This window comes from Streptomyces sp. NPDC052020 (assembly GCF_040680575.1).
Taxonomy (GTDB): domain Bacteria; phylum Actinomycetota; class Actinomycetes; order Streptomycetales; family Streptomycetaceae; genus Streptomyces.
In genome coordinates this window covers 39,073-62,700 of sequence record NZ_JBFAWY010000039.1, presented here as the reverse complement: position 1 = coordinate 62,700, position 23,628 = coordinate 39,073, and the positions used below count along the sequence as shown (strand labels likewise).

Genomic DNA, 23,628 nt, shown 5'->3' with positions numbered 1-23,628 from the left:
GGGCGGCCGCCAGGCGGAAATGGCGTCTGGCCTGGTCCGGCCGCCCCTGGCGTTCGTAGGTGCGGGCGGGGGCGCGCCGCCCGCCGGCGCCCCCGGGCGGCCGGCGGCCGGTCCGGACGCCGTCGAGCCCGCGGCCGACCCGGCGGCCGCGCTGCGGCGCATGTACGTGGACACCAGCCCGTTCAGCGCGGCGCATCTGAGCCTGAACGCGGAGGTGCTGGGTCCCGAGCGGCTGCTGTTCGGCACCGACTCGCCGCCGATGGCCGCGCCGCTGGGGGACTTCGTCCACATGATCGAGAAGCTGCCGCTCGACAAGGCGTCCCAGCAGCTCATCCTCGGCGGCAACGCGCAGGCCCTCTTCGACCTCAGGAGTCGTCCGTGACCACCATCCAGGAGGCCGTCACCGCGGCCGAGCGGTGCACCCCAGAGTTCCGCCGCGATCCGCACCCGGTCTACGCCCACCTCCGCGCCGCGGCGCCCGTCTGCCCCATGACACCGCCGCACGGCAACGAGACATATCTGATCACCCGGTACGAGGACGCCCGGGCCGCGCTGTCGGACCCGCGGCTGAGCAAGGACATGTACGGGGCCATGGACGCCTACCGGAGGATCTTCGGTGACTCGTCCGTCGCGCTGGACGACAACATGCTCAACTCCGACGGGCCCAAGCACACCCGGCTCCGCCGGCTGGTCAGCTCCGCGTTCACCCCCCGGCGGGTGCAGGCGCTGCGCCCCCGCATCGAGGAGACCGTCCGCGGTCTGCTCGACGCGTGCCCGGCCAGGGAACCCGTCGACCTGCTGCCGGCGTTCGCGTTCCCGCTGCCCATCATCGTGATCTGCGACCTGCTCGGCGTGCCGGCCGAGGACCGGTCACAGTTGCAGCGGCTGTCCACGACGGTGGCGCGGACCGGTTTCGGCGAGGAGTTCAAGCGGGCCCAGCAGAAGGCAGAAGAGGAGCTGCACGCGTTCTTCACGCAGCTCATCACCGCCAAGCGGGAGCAGCCGGGTGACGACCTGCTGAGCGCGCTCATCGCGGCCCGGGGCGGCGAGGACGGCGCGCTCACCCAGAGCGAACTGGTCTCCATGGCCTTCCTGCTGATGTTCGCGGGCCACAAGACGACCGCGTACCTCATCGGGAACGCCGTGTACCACCTGCTGTCCCAGCCCCAGCAGCTCCGCGCCGTGCGGGACGACCCGGAGCTGATCCACGCGGCGGTCGAGGAACTGGTGCGCTTCGACGGCTCGGTGGAGAGCGCGACGTTCCGCTACGCGACCGAGGACGTGGAGTACGGCGGGACACTGATTCCCAAGGGCGCCCTGGTGCAGATCGCACTCAGCTCGGCCAACCGCGACTCGCGGAAGTTCGACGCGCCGGACGAGCTGGACGTCCGCCGGCCCGGCAACGCGCAGGACGCCCATCTCGGATTCGGGCACGGCAGCCACTACTGCCTGGGCGCCCCGCTGGCCCGGCTGGAGACCCAGCTGGCCCTCACCCTCCTGTTCGACCGGTTCCCCCGGATGGCACTGGCCGACCCGGCCGGCGGCCCCCGGTGGCTGGAAGTGCCGTTCCCCGCCTTCCGGGGCCTGGCGGAGCTGCCGGTCGTCCTCGACCCGGCCGGCTGAGCTCGTCCGGATTCTGGGCGACCTTAACGTCCATCCCCGGGTAACCGCTCCCCACCGCCGCGCAGAGGGGGCGCACAGCAGGGAGCCCCTTCCGCACGAGGCCCGGACCGCGTTGGGACGCCACCGCGGCCGCGCGGTGTTGCCGTCCTTCCAGAAGGTGCTCGAACAGATGGGGACGGACCATCGCACCAGCGAAGAACGGTCCGGCCCCCGCTCCCGGAGCTGCGCGCCGGTCACCGACTCCGTCGGCGGCTCGGAGACCAGCGAGGCGCCCCCTGTCGCGTGACCGGCCTTGCGCGGTGCGCCGCCCGCGAGCACTGCGGTCCTGACCAGGCACGGGGATGGCGGTCGACGCTTGTCGACGACCCGGACCCGACCTGGCACGGTCCTGGGAGGAGGGCCCGTCCGCGTACGCCGCCGGGAACCATGCAGCGTGGGCCATGCCGCGCCAGTCCCCTCTCACCCCGCTGGGGGAGCTGGAGCTGCTGCGCACGGGGGCGGCGGGCAAGGCCGCCCTGGGGGGGGGGTGCCGCACCGACTGGCCGACGACGCACGCCTCGACGCGAGGGAACTGGACCGCCTGCTGGAACACGCCCGTGACCAGCTGCGTACCCTGGAGCACCTGCATACGCAGCAGACCCGACGGACCTTCGAGCCGGCCGCCGAGGACGGCGACGCCCAGGGCTGGTCATGCGTACCTGACGAGCCGTCACCGCTCCGCTGCCGGGGCACCCGGACGGGCCGGTTAGCCCATTCGCTGCCTTCCGGGGATTTCACCACCGTGCCGGTCCCCGCTCCCGCGACCTGCGTGGACCTTCAGGGGGGAGCAGTGGTTGCGCCTGCCCGAGTGAAGCTGGGGCGACGCGTCGTGTTGCGGGGGTGACGGCGGGTCGGTTGCCTCATCAATGGAGCACAACGGAGCCCCCGCGCAGACAGGCCGGACACTGCTTCATTGGAGGATTCTCTTGCGTAACAAACACATCGGCGTCGGCATGGGCCTGGTCCTCGGTGTCCTGGCGCTGCAGTCCCCGGCCGCTGCCGCCGATGACTCGGGTATCGACATCCACCCGTGGTCGGCCTCTCCCGGCACCACGGTCACCGTCAGCACCACGGCCTGTGGCTCGGACGTCACCTACGGCAAGGGCGAGTCGGAGGCGGGAGGTAAGTTCCACCTCTTCGAGGGCGACAGCGAGGGGGAGCTCACCGGCCAGTTCACGGTCCCGGAGATGGAGGAACCCGGCACCGACACCGTCACCGTCAAGTGTCCGCCCCGGACCAAGGTCACGGACGAGTATGAGATCACCGGCCGCCAGCCCAACGGCGCCGTCGAAGCCGGCTTCGGAGACGCCGGGGACACGGACACACAGCTCGTCCTGGGCAGTGCGCTGATCGCGGCGGCCGCCGGCGGATGGCTGGTGAGGACGCGCCGGCGTTCCCACGCGAACCGGACCTGACCGCCCGCTTCCCGCCGCGCCGGCCCCCGGCACCGGCGCATGCGCCCCGGGGGCCGCGCGGGAGGCCACTCACTCCGCTGCAAGAAGCTGCGAGCAAGAGGCTCAACCGCGATGGAACCCGGGCACGAGACGAGCGCCTCCGCACCGTCGTTCACCCCTTCGGCCAAGCATCTGACCGTGGCTCTCGTGACCGGTGTCCTGCTGGTCGTCGGAGCGGTGCACGACGGAAAGCCACCCCAGCCGTCGGGCGGCCAGTCCTTCACCCCGGCCGGCCCCACGTCCAGCGGCACCGCCTCGGCGGACCGCCCCGCCGTACAGCCGCTGCCCTCCGCCGATCCTGTCTCGCTGCGGATCCCCGCCATCCGCGTGCACGCCCCCGTCGCCGAGCTGGGCCTCGACGAGAGGGGTGCGCTGCAGCCGCCCCCGCCCGACACCCCCAACCTGGCCGGCTGGTACAGCGGGGGCACGGCGCCCGGCTCGGCCGGGACCGCCGTCATCGCGGGACATGTGGACCTGCCGACGGGCAGCCCCGGCGTCTTCTACGACCTCGGTGCTCTGACCAGGGGCAACACAATCGAGGTCCGCCGGTCGGACGGGCGCACGGCGGTGTTCACCGTCGACGCCGTGGAGGTTCACGACAAGGAGAGGTTCCCGAACGAGAAGGTCTACGGCAGCTCCGACGTGCCCGAACTGCGGGTCATCACCTGCGGCGGCGGTTACGTCAGGAACGAGGGATACCAGGGCAACGTCGTGGTCTACGCGACACTTGCCGGGGTGAAACAGCCGACCAACGCCTCCTTGCCGGGGTAGACCTCGCAGGAGGGACGGCGTGCCGGTCCGGGGCCTGCTGACCGGCGAGGACCGGGTGGGCTCGCTGGCCAGCGGAGGTCAGCGGGGGCCAGCGGGGGACCAGCGGAGGTCAGCGGATGGGGGGCGGTCAGGCGACGGCGCAGGCGTCACCGCTGCGGGTGAAGGCGGTCGGCGCGGTGTTCGTGGCCCGGCGACACCCCAGTCGTAGCCGGCCACGCCGACCCTTCGGGTGGAAGTCACCCGTGTCCGTTTCTCCTCCCAGTCAGCCTGGTCTCGCCGGGCGACAACGGTCTGCTGGGGCGAGCATGGCGCACACCGGCGCCGGCGAGACCAGGTGGGTACCGCGGCCGGCCAGGCACAGCACCGCGTCCAGAGCCGGCTGGAGCGCGGCCGCGACGGTCCCGGCGTGCTCGGCGAGCCAGGCTCGGGCCGTCTGCGGGTCGGCCGGTGAGGTGCTCGGGGAAGGCGCGAGCCAGCCGCGCGCCGGACCGCGGCGACGGACGGCGGGAAAGCCAGGTCCACGCGCGAGCCGGACGCGGCGCGGGGCCGGCCAGGGGGCGCGAGGGGGCGCGCCGGGGTCCGCGGCATCCTTCCAGCGGGTTGCCACCGAAGCCCTCCACGAGTCCGGCAGCGGGCAGCGGGGTAGTGCCACGCGGCCGTCGGCCCGGGCCGGGCACCGCGCTGTCCCGCACGTGCCGCACCAGCCCCGTCACCGCTTGGCCGCTGGGGGCGGGCGCCTCCCCCCCCCCGCCTCATACCGGAGACGATGCCCACCACCAGACCAGATCACCCGACGTGACGAAGCACTACTGGCGACCCAGGGCGTCGACCGCCACGGTGGCGGCCTCGGCGAGCAGGGCGTCGCGGCGGTCGGCGCCCTGCTCGCCGCGGGTGGACATGACCGCCATGACGATGGGGTTGCCGCCGTCGTCCGGCCACACCACGGCGATGTTGTTGCGTCCCCCGTATCCGGCGGAGCCGCTCTTGTCCGCCACCTCCCAGTCGCCGGGAACACCCGCTCTGATGAGCGTCCGGCCGGTTACGTTCGTCGTCATCCACTGCCTGAGAAGCTCGCGTTCGTCGCGTTTCAGGGCATCGCCGAGCAGGAACGCCCGCAGGCTGCCCGCCATGGCGCGCGGTGTGCTCGTGTCGCGGATGTCACCCGGTATGCCGTCGCTCATCTCCGGCTCGTACCGGTCCATCTCGGTGACGTCGTCGCCGAACTCCTCCAGCACCTTCTCCAGACCGTCCGGGCCGCCGAGCTCGTCGAGGAGCAGATTGACCGCAGTGTTGTCGCTGTACCAGAGGGTGGCGGCGCACAGCCCCCGCAGACTCATGCCGGTCCTGACGAAGTTCTCGGACACGGGCGAGTCCGCGACCACGTCGTCCCGCGAGTACGTGACCACCTTGTCGATGCCGTCCGTCCCGTACTTCCGCAGGACGGCGCCCGCCGCCAGTGCCTTGAACGTGGAGGCGTACGCGAACCGGTCGTCCGCCCGGTAGCCGACCGACCGGCCCGTGCCGGTGTCCAGGGCGTAGACGCCGAGCCGCGCGTCGAACTCCCGCTCCAGCGCGCGGAACTCGGGCGCGGTGGGCTTCGTGGCCGCGGCCGGTGATGCCGGCCGCTCCGAGGCGGCCGGTGAGCCGGGTTTGGACCCGGTCTGCTGACCGCACGCCGGAAGCGCGCCGAGCGCGAGCAAGCCGGCCGCCGCCCAGGCGGCGCCCCGGGGGATGCGAAGCGGGTGCGTCATGGAATGGACCTCCAAGCCGTCGAAGGACACGTGGACCGTGCGAGCCCGGGGAGAGCCCCGGGTGGCGACCACTCTCCGGCCAGTGGGCCGCTGAGGTCCAAGACGCGGACGTTCGATTCCATGCTGTTTTGGCATAGTGGGGCGTGTGGATCTTGTTGCGGCATGCCGGGCGTTCGTCAGTGTGAGTGAGCACGGTAGTTTCACGGTGGGCGCGGCAGCGGCCCGGACGGCCCAGTCCGTCGTGAGCCGCCGCGTCGCCGCGCTGGAGCAACGCCTTGGCGAGCGGCTGCTGGAGCGTTCGTCGCGGGCGGTGACGCTGACGCCGTTCGGCCGGGACATGCTGCCGACGGCGCAACAACTCGTGCGGTTGGCCGACCGGTTCGAGCACGAGGCGGAGGCCGCGCGGCGCCGGCCGCTGCGGCTCGCCGTTCCCGCCATCTGTCCCCCCGGAGCCCTCGCCCGCCTCATCGCGGAGGCGCACGGCCATGGAGTTCTCCTGGACCCGTGTCCCGCCGGGCCCGCGGAGCGGTCGGACCTCGTCACGTCCCGGCGGGTGCGTGCGGCGCTGCTCGCTGTGGCTCCCACCGAGGCGGCCTGGTCGGTGCCGCTGGGACTGGCGGTCGCGGACGCCCCGCAAGGGCCGATCTACCTGGACACCCTGCGCCCCGGCCGGACTGACCGCGACCGGCGGCCGCAGCGCGTGCTGCTTCAACCGGAGGACGACGTGCCGCACGTCCGGGACCGTCTCGCCCGCCTGCGCGACGCCGTCGGGCTGCGCCCGGCCCAACTGGCCGTCGTACCCGCCGTGGCCGCCGCCGCGGCGGACGTGCTGAGCCGGGGCGACGCGCTGCTCTGCTCGGCAGCGCAGGCCCGCGAACTCCGCCTCGACTGGCGGCCCATCGGCGAACTCGGCCCCGGCTTCGCGCGGGGTTTCTCCCTGGCCGTGGCGGACGAGACGGACGCCGACGCGGTCCGCGTACGCCGGGCCTGCGCGCACGGCATCGCCCGGTGCCTCGGCGCCACGGAGCACTCGGAGGCAGCCGCGTGACCACGGATACCGAGAGGCTGCTCGGGGAGCTCCGCCGGACGCTGCGCGACGGCGGGCTGTACGGCTCGTTCCTCGTCCGGGACCTGGAGACGGACGACGAGATCGGTATCGACCCCGACATCGAGTTACCCGTCGCGTCCCTTGTGAAGATCCCGCTCGCCCTGGTGACACTGGAACGCATCCGGCGCGGCGAACTCGATGGCGCCGCGGTGATCGAGGTGCCGCCCGGGCGGATTACCACGCCCGGTCCGACCGGCCTCAGCCGGTTTCGGCACGCCGCCCGCATTGCCGTGGAGGATCTGCTCTACCTCAGCACCTGCATCAGCGACAACAGCGCCGCCGACGCCCTCTTCGCCCTCACCCCGCCCGACCGGGTCGGGGCGGTCCTGCACGAGTTCGGGCTGCGCGGCATCGCCGTCCGGCACACCATGCGGGAGCTGATGGAAACCCCGGTGGAGCGGTTCGACCCGGCGGACGTGCACCTCGCGCACGCCCTCGCGATCGACGCCGGCACCCCGGGGCGCGGCCACCGGGTGCCGCAACTCGACATCTCACGCGCCAACACCGGCACGGCACGGGCCTTCGTCGACCTCCTACAGGCGCTCTGGCGGTCGCGGCCCGCCACCGAGGGCGCCGAGCGTTCGGTGATCCACCCCGACGTCGCGGCACGGGTACGCGACTTCATGGCCAACAACCTCGTGCGCAACCGCCTCGCCCCGGACTTCGACTCCGACGCCTCCACCTGGTCGTCCAAGACCGGCATGCTGCTCAACCTGCGCCACGAGGTCGGCGTCGTCGAACACGCCGACGGCCAGACCTATGCCGTGGCCGTCCTGACCGAGTCACGGGTGGCCGCCGGCAGACAGCCGGGCGCCGACGCCCTCATGGGCCAGGTGGCCCGGCGCCTGCGTGACGAGCTCCGTTCGAGGCGAATCTAGTCGAGGCCGCTCCCAGGCGGACATGCTCGACGTGCTGGACATGGAGAAGGGCCTGGCCCTGGCCGACACCCTCACCGGCGCCGGCGAGCGGATCGCCGCCGGGGAGACGGTCAGCGGGCCTGCTGCGGACCGCTACCGCGCCGCGGCCGCCGAGCTCTCCGGCCGCTACCGCGCCCTCTCGGCAAGCGGCGGCCGCGGGCCCTGGCCGCCAGCCCCCGCCTCCAGGTCTGCGGAGACCGGAAAGCCCGCCTGACGTGCGACCACGACGCCTTCCCGCGCTGTGCAAGCCGCACCGGGGGCCCCGCTGGGTGATCTCCCGCGGGGTGGTCACGCCGCGAGCACCGGTTGGGCGTGGGCCAGGTAGCGGCGGATGCCGTCCCGGCTGCGGAACTCGCCTTCGCGGTGTCCCTGGCTGAGAGCATCGCCCCGCGGACCCAACGGAGGTCGTTGGGCAGGCAGTTCTCCGCATAGGTATCGATCACGAGACGCGGGCCCGCCAGTTGCCTTTGGTGGGCTCAACCTCACACCGCGCCCGGCCGCGAACCGTTCAACGCCGCCAGCCGGATCCGGGTGACAACACGCGTTCCATGCTCAATCCGCCAACTGAAGCGCTCAGCCACACCGGCTGTGACTGAGCGCTTGATGTGGCGGATGAGCGAGTGAGCTGTCGGCGCTGAGCCTTCCAGCGGGTGAGTGGTGGGCGCCGTTATGGAGGGCCGACTTGACCCGTCCCCCAAGGGCCGGGTTTAGCGTTCTGCTGCGACGAGGAGGTGCACATGCGTGCAGGCGAGGCGGCCGCGGCTGCCGGCGTGACGATCAAGGCGCTGCGCTATTACGAGGACTGCGGTCTGCTCCACCCCGGCCGTGCGGCCAACGGCTACCGCGACTACACCGCGGAGGACGTCCGGCTGGCGGAGGAGATCCGCAGCCTTGGGGCGCTCGGCCTCACTCCCATGGAGACCAGGCCCTTTCTCGCGTGCCTGCGCGCGGGCCACGAGGAAGGCGACCACTGCGCGGAGTCCCTGGCCGCCTACCAGCAGAAGATCGAGGCGCTCGACCTTCTCGTCGCCCGGCTGGCCCACAGCCGGGAAGAGCTGATCCGCCGCCGGGACGCGGCGGCCCGGCGAGGTTTCCCCTCCATCACCGAGCCATTCAAGGAGCCCGACAAGATGCTGCCCAAGGCCGACCCCCTGCCTTCCGGCCTGCCGGTCCCGGTGGACGACGGCGCCGCCGCCCACCTTCCGGGCCGTATGCTCCCCGCTCTGTCGTTCACCGGCACGGGCGGCAGCGACATACGCCTGGACGCGGTCTCCGAGGGCCGCTGGGTGCTCTTCTTCTACCCGCTGACCGGAGACCCGGCCGCCGACATCCCGGAGGGCTGGAACGACATCCCGGGCGCCCGCGGGTGCAGCCAGGAGGCGTGCGGCTTCCGCGACAACCTGGACGCACTGCGGGCCGAAGGCGTCGATCGCGTCCTCGCCCTGTCCTCGGACCGGGCCGACTACCAGCAGGCGCTCGTGGACCGCCTGCACCTGCCCTACCCGATGCTCTCCGACCCCCGGCTCACGCTCGCAGACACGCTGAAGCTCCCGACGTTCGAGGCCAACGGGCAGACGATGTACCGCCGCCTGACCCTCGTACTGCGCGGCGCCACCATCGAGCACGTCTTCTACCCGGTCTTCCCACCGGACACCCACGCCGACGAAGTGACGCAGTGGTTCCGCGACCACCGCGACGCATGACCGCATCGATCGAAGGCCGCCCCCGGCCCCTGGCCGCGCCGGACGATCGGCGACGAGGTCCATGCGGGGGCCGGTGAGGATCTCGAGGTCGATGACGGCTTCATCGCCGGCGCGTAAGGGGTGCGGGTCGCGGCGGATGCGGACCTGGTGGGTCAGTACTTCGGCGAGCCGGAGATCGAGGACGAGGGAGTCGGCGGTCTCTGGGGCGTTTTCGACGTCAGCAACAAACCGAGCCCCATCCCCGCGTTCACCGCGGCGGTCAAGGGCGACCGCGACTGCGTGTACTGCCAGGTCGACACCCCTCCGTCCCTGGACGGCCTGGACAACGCGAAGCGGTTCAACCTGACGTACACGACGGCCGTCCGACGGCGAACAGGTGCCCGGCGCTTGAATCACCCCGTGTGTATGGGCCAGACCTTTCCCAGCCTCATACCGGGGAATGTGCTCCCCACCTGACCAGCACCCGGCGGGGTGGAACGGGGCACGTGGGCGAGAAGGGGAGCGGGGGACCCTTTCCCCCGGCTCTGCCGTCGTCCACGGGCTGCTCACCGCTTCCCGGGGATCTCGCCGAGCCCCCCGGGAAGTCCGTCCGTTCGACGGCCGTGTGGTCAGGGCGCGTCGATGAGGGCCCGGTTGTTGGGCGCGAGCGCGGCGGTTCCGCTCGCGTAGGCGGACTGTACGCGGGAGCGCTCCGCGGCGTTCGGCGTGGCGTTGGTGCAGGCCGTGCCGGCGCTCGACCCCGACATCAGCTGTGAGCAGGGGCCGGGCTTGGTGTCCGGCAGGCCGAGGCTGTGCCCCAGCTCGTGGGCGGCGATCCGAGTCTTGTTGTAGCCCTGGTTCACGGCCTGGCTGCCGAGCTCGACGCGGACCTGGCGGCCCGGACGGACAGGGCCGAGCGTGGCCTGCGGCCAGCCCGTGGTGGCGACGATCACGATCTCGGCCGCGGCGCCGGGCGCTGCTTCCACCAGACGGACGTTGCTCACGTTCGCGTTCCACGAGGCGACTCCGGCCGCGATCGCGGCCTCCCAGCCTGCGGCGCGGCTGTCGTCGTAGCGAAGGGTCACCGCTGCCACCTGCGCGGTGGATGATGCGCTCGCAGGACCGGTGGCGGCGGTCGCGGCGCCCGCCATGGCGAGGACGAGCGCTGTGGCGGAAGTGCCTGCCTTGAGCCATATACCAAGGGGCATTTGCTGCTCCTTCATCTGTGTGTGGGGGGGGATCCGGCCTCGGCGGGCCGGGGGATGCGCGCAGGAGTGGCACGGGTGGTCCGTTGAGGGCCGGACGCACCGCCGACCGCCCCTGCGGGGTGTTGTGATGGTAGGCCCCTCCCTCCCCATCGGTCATGTACCTGTCATGATGAATTCTCGTCAAATCCTCTCAGCGGGGCCGCAGGTGCGACCTCTCGGTAACGGGGCGCGACGAAGCCCAGCGCATGGCAGGCCGACCCTCTGCCGGCCTCGGCATCCCTACACGCCGCCATCCAAAGGGGTCGATAGCCACGCGCTCTGCCAGCCGAGCCCTGGTCTCGGCTGAGGAGTCCCAGTGCAGGGTGAACGGAGGAGTGGCGCCCCGGCCGCCGCCCAGACAGTCGTCCAGAGCGTCGAGGTACCAGCCGAAGTGCCCGCCGGGGCCGTTGAGGGCCTCGCCGATCGCACAGTGGAAGGTGTCCCTGTCCGCGATATGCCGGCCGTCCAGGGGGAACACCTGGCCCGCAGGAGCGCCGAACCTTCCTTGACGTTGGTAGTCCCGCGACCAGAACGCCACCGACAGCCACGCATGCCGGTCCTCGGGGACACGTTCGTGCCGCAGGCCGGATCTCACCGATAAACCGCTGTACCGATGTTCCCCGCGGCCGATCACGCCATCGGTCGGGCGCGCCCGGCCGGATGCGCGCGTCACCTCCCGGCTTCGAGCAGGACGTCGACGCAGCGCGGGTCCACCCGCACGGCGAGCGTGAGCGGCCCCGTACCGTCCTGGAACTTCCAGTGGATCTCCGTCCAGACCTCGGCGGCCAGGGCCTGCGCCGCACGCCTGGACGCGCGCCGCGCGTGCCGGTCCCGCGCCCCCGGGTCGGTGCAGCGGTCCCGCATCGCCAGGTCCGACTCCACCAGTCCCGTCAACGCCCGCACTCGATCACCGGGCGAGTGCAGCCGGGACACGAACTCGTCGGCCCTGTCGTGCTCGCCGATCCGGTCCGCGGCCTTCGCCAGGGCCTGGAGCGCGCCGGACGGGTTCGGCACCGCCCCGGTGCCGAAGGTGGTGACGGCCCGCGCGAAGACGGCCCGGGCGCGGTCGGCGGCACCGGCGTCCGCCAGGGCTGCAGCGATCTCGGCCAGCGTCTGCGTCCTGGCGTCGGTGCCGCTCACGGATCCGGCCAGGCTCTCGGCGAGATCGTGGTCCCGGGCGTCGTGCGCCACCTCGCGGACGAGCAGGGTCAGCGCGTGGTCCCGGTCGCCCTGGCTCCAGTGCCAGACAGCGTCCTCGGCGTGCTCGATCATCGACTGGATCTCGTCGCGGTCGCAGACCGGGGCGGCGACGTGCAGGATCTGTCGCACGTGCGACGCCAGGGTCGGCCCGTTCTCCTCCCGCAGCGCCAGCTCCTGCGCCCGGAGGACGGCCGAGCGCGCGAGTTCGCGGTCGTCGAGCTCGATCGCCGCCTTGATCACCATTTCCAGGACGATCAGGATCTCGTGTCTCTCGGGGCAGGACGCCGCGATGCCCGGTACCTCGCGCAGCAGTCGCCCCGCGTGCTCGCGAGCGCCCGTCCGAGCCGCCATGAGCGCCAGGTCGGTGAGCGCGCACGCCCGGAAGTAGGGTTCGGCGATCCCCCGCACGAGCGGCTCCACGTGGGCGGGGTCGGCGTCGTCGGTGCCCTTGGTGAGCAGGTTCAGCGCGCTGAGCTGGTCGGCCGGGTCACCGATGCCGTGCAGCACCGTGGCCGCCTCGCCCTGTTCGCCGATCAACGTGGCGGCGCGGACGAGCAGTCCGAGCCCGTGCCGGTAGCCGGGGGAGGCCGGCGCCGCGCGCATGACCGGGGACGCCGACCGGAGCATGGCCGCCGCCCGGACCCGGTCGCCCTTCCTGGCTGCCTCGTCCGCCAGGACGCACTGTCCCCACGCAGGGTCGGTCGGCACGTGCGAGGACCGCAGCATGGAGTCGGCCCTCGTGGCGTGGCCGGTCGTGGAGATCACCATGACGAGACGTTCGAAGACGTGCCGCCGCCATCCCGGCTCCCCGATCTGATGGATCTTCGCCTTGGCCAGCCTGATCAACGCACGCGCACGGTCGCGGTCCTCGGGCGCGGTGGACCTCCCCACCTCCTCCAGGACGGCGATGAGCCCGTCGGCCTGGATCCTGGCGCAGTCCGACGAGCCCATCGCACCCTCGCACCCGGCGATGAACCGCCGGGCCCTGTCCTGCTCGTCCGCGCCGGCGGCGACCCAGGCCAACCGGGCGAAGGCCTCGGCGGTGTCCAACGCCCTGGGCAGCGACCTGGCGAGGTGTTCGGCTCGCCGGTAGTCCCCCTTCTCGGCCATCACCTCGACGAGCCGGATGAGATCCCAGGCCGGCGAGGCGCCCGCGGGCATCAGCCGGGCGACGCCTTCCGCCCGGTCGTACTCGCCGGCCCGCGCCATGCGCTCCACGAGCCACTCCAACCGGCAGACGTCGAACTCGTCCGTCTCGCGCAACAGGTCCTCGGCGCGATCCCAGTCCCCGTCGAGGGCCGCCAACCGGGCGCGCACCTGCTGGGGGCCCTCCGGGTCGGTCATCGCGCGCGCGAGTTCCCGTGCCGCTGCGGCGAGTTCCCGCGCCCGCGCGCGCTCACCCCGCTCGGCCGCGACCTCGGCCACGCCGACCAGGGCCTCGGCCCGCTCGACGAGGGCGTCGTCACCGTCATACCAGCCGGCGTACACGTCGACGTGGCCGGCGTCGGCGACACCCACGGACCGGGCCAGCGACTCGGCGCGGGCGAAGTCGCCGCGCCGCGCCGCGGCCAGGGCCCGGCGCGCCGTGAGCGAGGGGTAGCCGCAGGCGCGCGCGAGCAGCTCGGCCCGTTCATGGTCGCCGGCCGCCTCGGCCGCCACCGAAAGACGGTCGAGCAGCTCACGGTCCTGCCGGGTCGGGTCCAGGGCGATCCGGTCGGCCCGCTCGTGGTCGCCGGCCGCCTCGGCGACTACGGCAAGCATCGCGGGGTCGTCGAGCCACCCGGCGACGGCCTCGGCGCGCTGCCGGTCGCCGTTCTCCGCGATGGTCTCGGCGACCTGCCGGATCGCCCAGTACCGCGACTGACCGCCGTGCAACCGGGCGAGCGACTCGGCCTGTTCGTACGCGCCGAGCCTGGCCCACACGGCCGGCAGGACGCTGGGCATGTGCTCGTACCGGCGGGCCAGCTCGTCGCGGCGCAGGGCCAGGCGCAGCGCCAGCGGCAGATCGGTGGCGTGCTGCCGGACGTTGAGCTGGTAGGCCATGTTGATCTCGGCGATGGCCAGGAAGTCGTTGCCGGTGCGCCGGCGCAGCATGTCCTGCCGCGCCCGGTCGGTGGCGCACCGGGCGAGACCGACGAGGTCCCGGGTGGCCACGAGCAGGTTGGGATAGTCGTACAGGAGGTAGGCGGGGGTGTCGTCCGGCCAGTCGCGCCGCCGGTAGCCGTCCGCCCAGCGGTGCAGCCGGTCGCGCAGGTCGTCGATCTCCGTGCTGATGCTCTGCTCGGTCGCGGTCTGCAGCGTGTCGTGGCTGAGGAAGTAGGCGAGCTGCCCGGTCGCCGACGACCGGCCGGTGACGCTGTGCCCGAGGTCGGCCCGGACCAGGGCGTCGATGTCGTCCGGTTCGCGTCCGGTGAGTTCGCCCAGGTCGGCGCCGGTCAGCCCGCCACGCGCTGCGGCGACGAACCCGAGCACCTGCCGCCGCACGCCGGTGTCCCGCAGTGTGTGCGCCAGCTCCGTCGAGGCGTCGTGCTCCAGCCGGCGGGCGTGCGGGGACGCGGCGAGTTCACGCACCGGGCACGCCCGCAGGGGGTGGTCGCCCGGCACGTCGGCCGGCAGGCGGAGGTCCGGCCGGCTGGACACCAGTACCCGCATGTTGTCCGGCGGGTGCCGGGGCAGCGATGCCGCGATGCTGGCGGAGTCGCCCCCGAAGGTGCCGCTGTCCTCGTCGAGACCATCGACGACGAGAAGCAGCACCTTGCCGTTCGCGCGCGCCCGTGACGCCGCGGACGCGAACAGCGAGGCGAGCCAGCCACGCCGGTGGGACGCGGCCCCGCTGCCGGACTCGCCGTCCGCCGACGCGGAGAGCTGCCGCGCGACCGCGGCCGTGAACGCGTCTCCGTCGGCCGCGCCGGGCAGGCGCCGGGTGACGAAGAACGACACGACCTCCACCCCGGGCGGCGGGTTCAGCACGAACCACGAGAGCAGCGCCGTCTTCCCGGCCCAGGCCTCGCCCTGCACCCACGCGTAGGGCTGCCGGCCCGCGCAGAACGCCGCCAGGTCGGACAGCTCCTTCTCGCGGTCCCGCAGTCGCAGGGGCGCGAAGTCCTCACGGACGGCCGCCTGGTGGACCCGCCTGACCACGTCGTGCCGGGTCGGCGGCAGGACGGGGGGCAGCGGCCCCGACTTCGGTGTCCCGGCCAGCTCCGCGAGGCGGAGGCGGTCGTCGGTGTCGAGGGCTGCGACGCAGCGGTCCACCCGAAAGGCCGTCAGGCTGCCGTCGCCCTCTTTCCCGTAGTGCCGCGCCAGCACGCCGACGATCCGGTCGCGGCACCACAGCGCGGCCCCTGACATGCCCTCCCACGGCGAGACGGCGCCGTCCGGCTCGGCGCGCGGCGCCGCCACCCTGACCTCCAGGGTGCCCTGCGTCCGGTTGGACGCCGTCCCGATCGAGCCGTCCGCCTGGTGGGTGTCGCGGTACCACGTCCTGCCGTCGTCGTCCGACCGCAGTTTGAACCGCGGGAAACCGATCGCCAGGGCCTTCAGCCGCAGGACCCTGTCGTCGGGGATCCCGCCCAACGGTGTCTCGGGCAGGGCCTCGGCGCGGCCCTCCATGGCCAGGACGGCGATGTCGTGCTCCGGGCACGACCAGGCCACGGTGGCGTCGGCGGCCCACTCGGTCGGGAGGCCGCCGTCGAACTGCACGCGGATCGAGCGCGCGCCGTTCACCACGTGCGCGGCGGTCAGGACCGCCGCCGGGCGGATCCGGTAACCGGAGCCGCGCTGCGAGGTACGGCCCCCGGCATCGACGATGATCTCGGCGACGCGGCGCACGTCCACCCCCGACGTCACCGTTCACCAGGCAGCGAGTCGCCCGTGATCATCATGCGGGAGTCCGGGGCGCTGGTCCGGCGCGGTTCAAGACTCAGCCTGATCCGCTGGGTCGACTGCGTCGAGAGCTTCGCGTCGGCCCCCATCTCGACCACCCAGAACTTCACCTTCGCGGAGGGGCCCGCGTCCCTGGACACCGCCAGGGTCAGCTCCAGTTCCACCGGACCGAGTTCGAAACGCAGCTCCTCGCCGTCGCCGGCGCGCATCGCCGCCGAGAGTTCGGCCCGAAGCTCGGCGATGACCTCTGATAACTCGACGCTCATGCCACACCCCCTCGTCACCCGTAATCTAGCGGCATCCGGGGGGGACGGACCCCGGATACCGCAGCGCGCGGTGCATGAGGTGTAGCCCGGCGTGGCCCTTCCGTCGGGTGCCGGAAGCCCTCCGGCACGGTGCCCAGCACGCCGAAGCCGAGCGACCGGTACAGCCGCACCGCATGGACGTTCGTCTCCACCACCGCGTTGAACCGGAAGCGCGTAGGTACCGTGCAGAGGGTGCAGGTTGGTGCCACATGACCTGACGCCTCGCTGACGGGTTCGGCCACCGGGTTCCGGTGCGGCGACCTCGATCGGCTCAGTCTGGGACGCCTGTGGCGGTCGCGGCCCGCAGGTAGCTGTAGACGGTTTCGCGGCTGATGCCGTACTCCTTGGCCAGCGTGGATCTCCGCTCACCGGCGGCGGCGCACTCGCGTGGCTGGCGGGCCTGGTCGGGGCGGAGTGCGGGTCTGACACGCTCCCAGGCACGCAACGGGCTTAGCGCCCGAACCCCGTCGGGTTCGAGCACACCCCGCTGTACCCCGCCGCGCGCGAGGACCCCGGCTCCTTCACTCTCAACCGTCTCCTCCAGCTCCCGCACCACGTCCTGGTGGCCGACACCGTCGCCCAGCTCCACCAAGCCGTGAACGGCCCCCGCTCGCCGTGCGTGCCCGCACCCGGCCCGAGGACTGCACACCCGGTTCCGCGTGGTCGACTCCGGCCACCCGGACGGGCACGCGGGGATCCTGCGCGAGCGCATGGACGACTGGAACAAAGACCTGGCAGTGGATGCGGACTCACCGGGAAGGAGAACGACCTCCTGCCTGTCCAGCAGGCGGTGACCGAGACGCCCCACGACTGGCACCGCGCCGACAGGGTCCGCGTCACCCGCGACGGTGTCATGTGACGGGTTCGCGGTCGGCTGCTCAGGCGGTCGTGCGGCGTTCTCGGGACGCCCGAGATCTCAGGCCATGTCCGGGCCCAGGGCCTCGATGGCCTTTGTCAGCTTGTTGTGCACTTCGTGGTGGAGGTAGGTGAACTCCGCCTCGGTGATCGTGCCGCGGTCGGCGTCCATGATTTGGCGGTGGACATCGACTATGGGGTTGTCGGTTTCCGGGTTGTCGAGCGGGACGATGGAGATCTGGTAGCTGATCCAGCGTGCCTTGAGCGGTTCCCTGATCCTGGGGAGTCGGTTCGTGGGATTTCTCTGCTCAGGGGCCTCTTCCATCTCGGCCTGGACACGCAACTGGATGCCAAGTCCGTGCGGCTGGAGCCTGGGCACATGCCGGCGCAGCGCCGTCTCCATGGCCATCTGCTCCGTATTGACCGCATTGGAGCCGATTACCAGGTTCTCCGCGACATCCGGGCCGCCATCCTTGTCACCGATCAGGTGACACCACTCGTACGCCGCCAACATGCCTCTCGCACCGCCCATTCCGGGACCCATCCATTGATGAGCCTGGGTGTTTCCCATGGCTTTGGCAGTACCCCGGCCTGCGTCCCGGCGGTCTGTCTGGGGCGGTGTTGAAACCGCCACGGCTGTCTTCCTGGCTGCTTGCCGACCGTCGAAGTCCTGTGCGGACAAGAACTGGCGACTGTCGGTCCGGAACCTTGGGTCTTCGAGTGACGCCCTGTAGAAGATGAAAGGCTGTCCGTCTGTGTAGGGGAGAGCCTGGTAGTTGAGGAAGTCATCGTCGGTAGCGGCCAGTTCCGCGTCGGGATCCAGACCGTGATCTTCGGCCAGTTTCTCCGCGACCGCATGGCTGTATGTGTCTGCCGACCAGAAGCCCAGGTTATGACCCCATCGGTCGCCGTATGCGTAAGTCCTGCCCGCCGATCTTCCCTGGGAGCCGCGGAAAACACGAGAGGTGATCTGGAACGGGCTGTCGAGATCGATCAAGCTCGGATTGCCGTGGAAAGCGCCGCGGGGGTCGTTGACCAACTCCACTTCGTACGTGAAGAACGAGGAGCGGAAGCGCGCCTTGATACTGGTGTGAGGCTGGGCATAACGGCCCCGGGGCGCCGGTGGCGCCCAATCCTTGGGTATGCGCGTGATTTCGATTTCCTCGGCATTCGGCCTACCCACCCGAGCTGTGGCAGGTTGCGGAACGGGCTGGCCGTTCTCGTCGAACTCCTTGGCGGGCACAGTCAAAAACGCCAAGGGATACGCGGCCCTGTCGAACTGGGTCTGTACGGCTTCGCTCACGCGCTGAACCACAGGCGCGGCGGCCACGGGTGCGGTATCTCTTTGTACCGGCGGGCGGGGCACAGGCCCGCTCATGGCCCGTGCCGCATTGGCATCGGCCTCCCGCTCGAAACGATCCGAAGGGTCGGAGACAGTGATTCCATCGCCGTGGTCCGTTCCGGACACCGGGCCGGAACGCTGCTGAATGACGTGCGTCAGCTCATGAGCGAGGGTGTGCTTGTCACCGCCCCCCTCCCCGATGACGACGTGACTGCCGAAGGTGTAGGCGCGGGCACCGATCTCAGCGGCCGACGCCCTCGCGGCGGAGTCGGTGTGGATCCGGACGTCGGAGAAGTCCGCGCCGAGCCGGGCCTCCATGTCGGCGCGGGTGGCGTCGTCCATCGGCCGCCCGGAGGTGCGCAGGACGTCATGGACCGCGGAGCGCCGCACCGGCGGCGCGGCCTGGCCGGCGGGCCTGTTCTGTCCGTGTCCACGCCTGACCGAGTGCTGGTGCTCCTCCTGGGACCGGGCCTGACCGGCTCGGCGGAGCATCTGGACCACCGCGGCGTTGCCGACCGTGGCCTGAAGTCCGGTCAGGCCGTGCCTCTCCACGGGCGGCGCGGTCCTGGGCCTGAGGGTGAGGACGCGGCCGCCGTCGGCCCTGTCACCTGTGCTTTTCTCACGATCACGCAAGGCAAGGCCCCCTCCGGCCGTTCGTCCCCCTCTTTCGTACCCGCGGGGGCCCGCCGACGCAGCGTACGAACGGGCAGTGTCCGCTGACCGGAAGTGCAGGCCTCCTGCACTTCGCCCTCGGCCGTGACCACCGGCTACCCGGCCACCCGCAAGCAGCCTCCTGAGCGCCGAGATGACGCGGGACGACAAGCTGATCGCCACCGAGCGGGCCGCCTGCGAGCACGTCTTCGCCCACCTCGAGAACTGGCGGGTCCTCACCAGGCTCCGGCTCTCCGCACCCTGTGCGACCACGCTGCCGCGAGCGCTTTTCGTCCTGACCAACACCGAGATCAACCGCTGACAGACGATCTTCACCACAGACACGCCCCCTCACCAGCACGAGCATCGACTCGCACCCGCGATGCCCCGCCGCGGGTCGGCGAGTCCGGGCCCCGCTGGCGCCGGCGGACCGTCGTCGTTGCCGTCCGAGGCGGTGGGCACGGGGGCGTAGCTCCTCGGCGAGGACCTGCGGGTGGCCTGGCGGACCCGCGTCGACCGGCAGCGCGGGTTGGGCGTTCGGCAGTGGCGGTGATGGTGGTGGCCGGCGCAGGCGCGAAAACCGATGGCCGCCCTACCTCCACCGAGCCCAGGAAGCCCTTCTCCACGACCGTGCTGTCCGTGGCGGTCCCGGACGCGAACCCGGTGAGGCCCGGCGGCGGTGGCCGGGCTTGTGGTCGCCGCACAGCCGGTCCGCCCAGATCGTCCCCGGGTACAGCTCGGAGTCCGCGGCGTGCGACGGCGCGGCGACGCCGGGCAGGCCGGCCGCGAACGCCTCGGCCTCCTTCACCAGGTGGTGGAAGACGAGCGTCCTGCCGAAGTTCTCCCCCGCCGACGCCTTGTGCAGCGCGGACTGGAGCCCGGCGAGCCGGGCAACCGCGGACCTCGTCCGAGCGGTCCACGGCCCGCGGGGAGCTACTCCGCGCTGCGGGCCGCGACCCGGGTCAGAGCGGAGGGGCGATGAAACAGCCGCGGTCCGGATCGTTGAACGACTCCTTGGCCACCAGCTCGTCCCAGGGGTTGGCCGTGCCCCACTGGTCGGTCACCTGTGCCTGTGTGGCGTCGTAGACATGGGGGTGCCAGGTGTCCTCCTCCACCTGTTCCATCTCGGTGGTGTACTCCAGCGTGTTGCCGTGCGGGTCCAGGAAGTACGTGAAGGCGTTGTCGCCCGCGAGGTGCCGGCCGGGACCCCATAGTTTGGTGGCGCCCGACCGGACGGCCCGGCCGGAGGCACGCAGATACTCGTCCAGGCCACGCAGCTCGAAGGATATGTGGTGCAGGGACGTGTGGGGTCCTCTGGAGAACGCCACCGAGTGGTGGTGGGAATTGATCCGCAGGAAATACATGAGGTCACCGTCCTGCGGTGAGCGCATCGTGTCGGTGAGCCGGAAGCCGAGATGCCGCTCGTACCAGGCCCGGGTGCGCCCGATGTCCGGCGCGTTGAGAACCACGTGCGACAGGCGCACCGGTACGGGTTCCCGGGCCTCGATCCGCCGGTGCCGGCGCGGCGCCACGTCGCAGGACACCTCGACGGTACGGCCGTCCACGTCGAAGAAGCGGAAGCCGTAGCCGCCGCCCGGGGTCGGCAAGGCGCCCGGTTCGCAGATCAGCCGTACACCGGCGCCCGCCAGCCGCTCGGCCAGCACGTCGGCGTCCCTCGGACTCGCGATACCGAAGGCGAGCAGATCCAGGCGCTTTTCACCGGCTTCGCGCAGCCGGACCACGTACTGCTCGGGTGACCCTTCCGCCGCCAGGAAGGAGACGCCCGTGTCGTCGGCGGTCCGGGCCAGGCCCCAGACGTCGGTGTAGAAGGCGAGCTGCCGGTCGTGGTCGGGAACCGCCAGGTCGACATGGCGCAGATGCGTGAGCTGGACCGAGGACAACGTTCCTCCAGGTGACAGACGCGGGCACCGGGCAGGGACCGACCGGCCCTCCCACCCCTACCAGTGCCGCTGCCGCCGCGGGCAGGACGTAACAGGCCATATGCGGCCCGGCCCATGGCACGCCAGCGAGGCTCGCCTTGTCCTGTGCCTCGGTGAGCGTGGCACCCGGGAGGTGGTCCGAGCGCCTGCGCGGGCGAGTGCCCCGTCAGGAGCCGAGGCGCGGAGCTTCAAGGACCGTCTGCGGCAGGCCGAGCCCGCTGCGGAGGACGACTGCACCCGGGCCCGCGCGCTCGACGAACGACCGGAACGTATCGCCCGCGACCGCCGGCGCCACGCGTGGGACGAACAGGCCCCGGATGCCGCGCTCGAGCCGGCCGTCCGCGCCGCCCCGGGCGCAGGAAGCGGTCGGATGCTGTCCGGAGCTGCCTGGGAACCGTGACCAGGCCGCCCGCGCCGAAGCGGAAGAGACACGGCACAGGGCCGCTGTGCGGGAGGCGCGGCGGCCGGTGTCAAGCGGTACGGGCAGAAGTTCACCGACCAGCGGTGGGAGGAGACCACCGGTCGGGTGGTGGGGACGCGAATCGTGCAGAGATCTTCGGCGGCCCGCGGACCACGCGTCTGACGGCCGGAGCGGGCTTCGAAGCCGGGATGCTCGTAGGTGATCAGTCCGACGTCGGAGGCGGACCGCAGGAGGCGCACTCCTCGAGCGCCACTGCGACACGGCGATGACAGCAAATGATTCGTCTCGGCCGGTTGTTGGCGCTTTTATGTCCACACGAGCGCCGCCCGATCCGCGGTGGCGCGCCGACATCAGGGGTGGGATCAGCGTTGAGGGATGCGTCAGGAAGAGGCAGCAGACTGACGACGGTGCTGCTGGCGGGCGCGCTGGCCGGGTCGGCGCTGGTGGCGGCCCCCGGTACCGTGTCCGCGGCCCCGGGGGCCGCGGACACGGACACCGCCGCGGCGGCCGTGGTGCCGTCGGGCCCGGGCATGGAGCTGTCGGCCGCGTCGTTCACCCAGATGACGGTGGACGACACCGGCAAGCGCGTGTGGATCGCCGGGGACCGGGTCTATCCGGACGGGTCGCGGGACGGCGAGCTGGTCGGCGTGCTCTACGGGGGCGCCGGGCCCGCCGTCGCCAGCGCCCACATGGCCGCCCCCCTGTCCGGCGTCGCGGTGGAGCCGGACGGCTCGAAGGTCTATGCCGGGCAGTCGGACCACATCGCGAACTACTCCCACGAGAGCGGGTCCTTGTACCCCCTGGATCCGATTCCGGCGCCGGCCGACGGCTGTGGGCGGGAGCTGGTGCACACCGGCGGGCGGCTGTTCTTCACCAGCCGGCCGGCCGCGTCGTCCCAGGGCTGCACCGACGCGCTGAGCACGCTCGGCGTCGCCGCGACGGCCGGGGGCGGCCAGGCCCGGGAGGTCATGTACTCGTACACCCCGATCCATCTCGAGGGAGGGCCCGGAGGGCTGCTGGTGACCGCCGCGGAGCGCTGGTCCCCGACCGACGACCCCGACCTGGGGATCTACCGGGTGACGGACGGGACGGACGGGAACCCGCTGGAGTTCCTGGGCGAGCGCCGGTTCACCGAGGACGGCACGGACCGGGGCATGGACTTCCGGGACGCCGACTTCTCCGCGGACGGCTCCGTCCTCGCGGTGGCCGACGCGTTCCGCGGGACCGTGCTGCTGGGCGGCCAGGACGCCCGCTTCCTCGAGAACCACTACGCACCGCTGCCGGAGGGCGTGGCGCCCACGGCCGTCGCCTTCAGTCCCGACGGCAAGTGGTTCGCCCAGGGCGGCGCGGCCTCGGGCGATACCGCCGACCTGACCCTGGCGTTCGCCGACCCGTCGGTCGAGCGGGAGCCGCTGCGCATCAGCTTCGAGGACGAGGCCGCGAGCCACCGCGTCGTCCCGCGGGGCATGGAGTTCTCCGGGGACGGACAACAGCTGTTCGTCGTGACCTCCAACCCGGAGGGCACCAAGTTCTGGCTGCACACGATCCAGACCCGGGAGGCCCTGGCCCCGTCGCGCTTCGTGGACGTGACGCAGGGCCCGGCCGTCGCCGGGGAGCCGTTCAGGGTGACCGGGCGACTGGACCTGGACGGACTGGCACCCACCCAGGCGCCGCGGATCACGGTGCAGCGACTGAACGGCCTGGAGGTCACCGACCTGCCGCCGGTCCCGGTCGCCGAGGACGGAACGTTCGTCCTGGAGGACGTCCTGCCGGACCGGGCCGGGGACGTCCACTACGTGCTCGGCTACGCGGGTGACGAAGTCCACTACCGCTCGGAGCACTGGCTGGCGGTGGACACGGTCGAGGCGTCGAGCACGGCGCCCCGCGGCGGCCGGTAGCCGGCGCGCGGCGCCGCGGGCTTCCTCGGCGGCCTGGCGAACCACCTCGAAGAGGAGCGGCCCCGGCGGGCGTCCGGGGTGTTCTTGCGGTCCCGTTCGGCACGAGCCGGGCCGGGGCCGTCGACGACGCGCTCTGCCGGCCCGTCCGTCGATCTGGGCCATGACCTGGAGTTGTTCGGCGGCGGTGAGCGAGGCGATGAGGGTGGGCTGCTGGCAGACGATGCCGATCTTGTGGCGGCGCAGTTCCGTCAGTTCGCCGCGGGGGTGAGGCCGGTGGTGCTCTGGCCGCCGATGGTGACGGTGCCGGTGTCGGGGGAGACCAGGGTGGCGGCGACCGCGAGGAGGCTGGACGTGCCGGAGCCGGAGGGCCCCGCCACGGCGGTCAGGCTGCCCCGGGGAACCTCCAGGCCGACCTGGTCGAGGGCGGTCAGGCGAGGTGTCGCCGTCGGGGTAGGTGAGGGTGATGCCGGTCAGGCGCAGGCTCATCGGGCGGTCCCCAGGGCGGTCAGCGGGTCGACGGAGGTGATGCGGAGCCGGCC

19 protein-coding genes and 3 pseudogenes are annotated in these 23,628 nt (G+C 72.2%); 11 read left to right on the top strand and 11 right to left on the bottom strand.

What is annotated here, in order from left to right; translation table 11 throughout:
- Window positions 1-46: 46 nt before the first annotated feature.
- The 4 genes from AB0L74_RS29425 (at window position 47) to AB0L74_RS29410 (ending at window position 3,887) form a co-directional block, all read left to right on the top strand.
- Entirely contained in the window at window positions 47-382 is a 336-nt protein-coding gene (locus tag AB0L74_RS29425; protein ID WP_365658857.1) for an amidohydrolase family protein, read from the top strand.
- Window positions 379-1,623 carry a cytochrome P450 gene (locus tag AB0L74_RS29420; protein ID WP_365658839.1) on the top strand — a complete coding sequence of 415 codons (1,245 nt, stop codon included), beginning with the start codon at window positions 379-381 and terminating at the stop codon, window positions 1,621-1,623. The genes AB0L74_RS29425 and AB0L74_RS29420 overlap by 4 nt, the downstream gene beginning before the upstream one ends.
- A gap of 965 nt (window positions 1,624-2,588) precedes the next feature.
- Window positions 2,589-3,077, top strand: a complete 489-nt coding sequence (locus AB0L74_RS29415) for a sortase (RefSeq protein WP_365658836.1) — start codon at window positions 2,589-2,591, stop codon at window positions 3,075-3,077.
- 177 nt (window positions 3,078-3,254) lie between these two features.
- Window positions 3,255-3,887, top strand: coding sequence for a class F sortase (locus AB0L74_RS29410; protein ID WP_365658833.1), 633 nt, complete (start codon window positions 3,255-3,257; stop codon window positions 3,885-3,887).
- A gap of 806 nt (window positions 3,888-4,693) precedes the next feature.
- Here AB0L74_RS29410 and bla read toward each other — a convergent pair.
- On the bottom strand, window positions 4,694-5,638 hold the full coding sequence (gene bla / locus AB0L74_RS29405) for a class A beta-lactamase (RefSeq protein ID WP_365658831.1): 945 nt from the start codon (window positions 5,636-5,638) through the stop codon (window positions 4,694-4,696).
- Window positions 5,639-5,783: 145 nt separating this feature from the next.
- Between bla and AB0L74_RS29400 the strand changes: the two genes are divergently transcribed.
- The 5 genes from AB0L74_RS29400 (at window position 5,784) to AB0L74_RS29380 (ending at window position 9,822) form a co-directional block, all read left to right on the top strand.
- Window positions 5,784-6,686, top strand: a complete 903-nt coding sequence (locus tag AB0L74_RS29400) for a LysR family transcriptional regulator (RefSeq protein ID WP_365658828.1) — start codon at window positions 5,784-5,786, stop codon at window positions 6,684-6,686.
- Entirely contained in the window at window positions 6,683-7,624 is a 942-nt protein-coding gene (locus AB0L74_RS29395; RefSeq protein ID WP_365658826.1) for a serine hydrolase, read from the top strand. The genes AB0L74_RS29400 and AB0L74_RS29395 overlap by 4 nt, the downstream gene beginning before the upstream one ends.
- Before the next feature lie 22 nt (window positions 7,625-7,646).
- A complete protein-coding gene (locus tag AB0L74_RS29390) occupies window positions 7,647-7,877 on the top strand; it encodes a hypothetical protein (RefSeq protein ID WP_365658823.1) in 231 nt (76 codons plus the stop codon).
- A gap of 523 nt (window positions 7,878-8,400) precedes the next feature.
- Window positions 8,401-9,366 carry a MerR family transcriptional regulator gene (locus AB0L74_RS29385; protein ID WP_365658820.1) on the top strand — a complete coding sequence of 322 codons (966 nt, stop codon included), beginning with the start codon at window positions 8,401-8,403 and terminating at the stop codon, window positions 9,364-9,366.
- 147 nt (window positions 9,367-9,513) lie between these two features.
- Entirely contained in the window at window positions 9,514-9,822 is a 309-nt protein-coding gene (locus tag AB0L74_RS29380) for a hypothetical protein (protein WP_365658817.1), read from the top strand.
- A gap of 152 nt (window positions 9,823-9,974) precedes the next feature.
- On the opposite strand, the gene AB0L74_RS29375 is transcribed toward AB0L74_RS29380, so the two are convergent.
- The 7 genes and pseudogenes from AB0L74_RS29375 to AB0L74_RS29345 form a co-directional block, all read right to left on the bottom strand.
- Window positions 9,975-10,553: a snapalysin family zinc-dependent metalloprotease gene (locus tag AB0L74_RS29375; protein WP_365658814.1), complete on the bottom strand. Its 579-nt coding sequence runs from the start codon at window positions 10,551-10,553 to the stop codon at window positions 9,975-9,977.
- A gap of 190 nt (window positions 10,554-10,743) precedes the next feature.
- Window positions 10,744-11,070, bottom strand: coding sequence for a barstar family protein (locus AB0L74_RS29370; protein ID WP_365658854.1), 327 nt, complete (start codon window positions 11,068-11,070; stop codon window positions 10,744-10,746).
- A 191-nt stretch (window positions 11,071-11,261) separates the two neighbouring features.
- Window positions 11,262-15,629 carry a trypsin-like peptidase domain-containing protein gene (locus tag AB0L74_RS29365; RefSeq protein WP_365658811.1) on the bottom strand — a complete coding sequence of 1,456 codons (4,368 nt, stop codon included), beginning with the start codon at window positions 15,627-15,629 and terminating at the stop codon, window positions 11,262-11,264.
- An 8-nt stretch (window positions 15,630-15,637) separates the two neighbouring features.
- Window positions 15,638-15,943, bottom strand: a complete 306-nt coding sequence (locus tag AB0L74_RS29360; RefSeq protein WP_365658808.1) for a trypco2 family protein — start codon at window positions 15,941-15,943, stop codon at window positions 15,638-15,640.
- Between the two features lie 25 nt (window positions 15,944-15,968).
- Window positions 15,969-16,149, bottom strand: a pseudogene (locus AB0L74_RS29355) (hypothetical protein); the annotation flags it as partial.
- 104 nt (window positions 16,150-16,253) lie between these two features.
- Window positions 16,254-16,571, bottom strand: coding sequence for a helix-turn-helix domain-containing protein (locus AB0L74_RS29350; RefSeq protein WP_365658851.1), 318 nt, complete (start codon window positions 16,569-16,571; stop codon window positions 16,254-16,256).
- A 327-nt stretch (window positions 16,572-16,898) separates the two neighbouring features.
- The gene (locus tag AB0L74_RS29345) at window positions 16,899-18,671 is read right to left on the bottom strand and encodes a DUF4157 domain-containing protein (protein WP_365658848.1); all 1,773 of its coding nucleotides are present in this window, start codon (window positions 18,669-18,671) and stop codon (window positions 16,899-16,901) included.
- Between the two features lie 313 nt (window positions 18,672-18,984).
- Here AB0L74_RS29345 and AB0L74_RS29340 point away from each other — a divergent pair, with 313 nt between their 5' ends.
- A complete protein-coding gene (locus AB0L74_RS29340) occupies window positions 18,985-19,152 on the top strand; it encodes a hypothetical protein (RefSeq protein WP_365658805.1) in 168 nt (55 codons plus the stop codon).
- Window positions 19,153-19,423: 271 nt separating this feature from the next.
- Here the strand turns inward: AB0L74_RS29340 and AB0L74_RS29335 are convergent.
- Window positions 19,424-19,638: pseudogene (locus AB0L74_RS29335) on the bottom strand (helicase); the annotation flags it as partial.
- A gap of 154 nt (window positions 19,639-19,792) precedes the next feature.
- A complete protein-coding gene (locus AB0L74_RS29330; RefSeq protein ID WP_365658802.1) occupies window positions 19,793-20,731 on the bottom strand; it encodes a VOC family protein in 939 nt (312 codons plus the stop codon).
- 867 nt (window positions 20,732-21,598) lie between these two features.
- Here AB0L74_RS29330 and AB0L74_RS29325 point away from each other — a divergent pair.
- Window positions 21,599-23,089, top strand: coding sequence for a hypothetical protein (locus AB0L74_RS29325; RefSeq protein WP_365658799.1), 1,491 nt, complete (start codon window positions 21,599-21,601; stop codon window positions 23,087-23,089).
- A 141-nt stretch (window positions 23,090-23,230) separates the two neighbouring features.
- Here the strand turns inward: AB0L74_RS29325 and AB0L74_RS29320 are convergent.
- Window positions 23,231-23,575: pseudogene (locus AB0L74_RS29320) on the bottom strand (ATP-binding cassette domain-containing protein); the annotation flags it as partial.
- Window positions 23,576-23,628 lie beyond the last annotated feature (53 nt).

Excerpts from the sequence above, each read along its gene's own strand:
- bla (WP_365658831.1), bottom strand. The coding sequence starts at position 5,638 with ATGACGCACCCGCTTCGCATCCCCCGGGGCGCCGCCTGGGCGGCGGCC.
- AB0L74_RS29390 (WP_365658823.1), top strand. The coding sequence starts at position 7,647 with ATGCTCGACGTGCTGGACATGGAGAAGGGCCTGGCCCTGGCCGACACC.
- AB0L74_RS29385 (WP_365658820.1), top strand. The coding sequence starts at position 8,401 with ATGCGTGCAGGCGAGGCGGCCGCGGCTGCCGGCGTGACGATCAAGGCG.
- AB0L74_RS29375 (WP_365658814.1), bottom strand. The coding sequence starts at position 10,553 with ATGCCCCTTGGTATATGGCTCAAGGCAGGCACTTCCGCCACAGCGCTC.
- AB0L74_RS29360 (WP_365658808.1), bottom strand. The coding sequence starts at position 15,943 with ATGAGCGTCGAGTTATCAGAGGTCATCGCCGAGCTTCGGGCCGAACTC.
- AB0L74_RS29345 (WP_365658848.1), bottom strand. The coding sequence starts at position 18,671 with ATGCTCCGCCGAGCCGGTCAGGCCCGGTCCCAGGAGGAGCACCAGCAC.
- AB0L74_RS29340 (WP_365658805.1), top strand. The coding sequence starts at position 18,985 with ATGACGCGGGACGACAAGCTGATCGCCACCGAGCGGGCCGCCTGCGAG.